Below are 472 nucleotides of genomic sequence, written 5' to 3' on the forward strand. Positions count from 1 at the left end.
CGCCGCTGGACGGGGCCCCGCGCGGGGACCTCGAACCCGCGGTGGGGTGGACCCGAGTCCCCGCCCCGGAGGATTTCGACGGCACGTGCCGGTTGGTGTCCATCGACCAGCGGGCCGCCTATCTGGCGTCGGCGGGGATGCTGGAATTCGGGTACGGGCAGCCCACCCATCTGACCGGCGGGGCGGCGGCCGCGGCGGCGGTGGGGGAGAAGGGGGCCCCGTTCGGGCTGTGGCGGTGCTGGCGAAGTCGCCGACCGCGTGCGCGGTCACCCTCGCATCGCTGCGCCGGGCGCGGGTCGCGGGCAGCCTGGAGGAAGTCTTGAACGAGGAGTTCCGGGTGTCGGTGGCGTGCCTGGGTTCGGCTGATCTGGTCGAGGGGATCCGGGCGCAGGTCGTCGACAAGGACCGCAACCCGCTCTGGTCACCCGCCACCCTCGACGACGTGACCGACGCCGCCGTCGCACAGTTCTTC

General features: G+C 73.5%; 2 pseudogenes. Both read left to right on the plus strand.

What is annotated here, in order from left to right:
- Positions 1–323, plus strand: a pseudogene (locus P3H15_RS55115) (hypothetical protein); the annotation flags it as partial.
- Positions 236–472, plus strand: a pseudogene (locus P3H15_RS55120) (enoyl-CoA hydratase/isomerase family protein); the annotation flags it as partial. The pseudogenes P3H15_RS55115 and P3H15_RS55120, both read left to right, overlap by 88 nt.

This window comes from Rhodococcus sp. T2V, from assembly GCF_029269925.1.
GTDB lineage: Bacteria > Actinomycetota > Actinomycetes > Mycobacteriales > Mycobacteriaceae > Rhodococcus_F > Rhodococcus_F koreensis.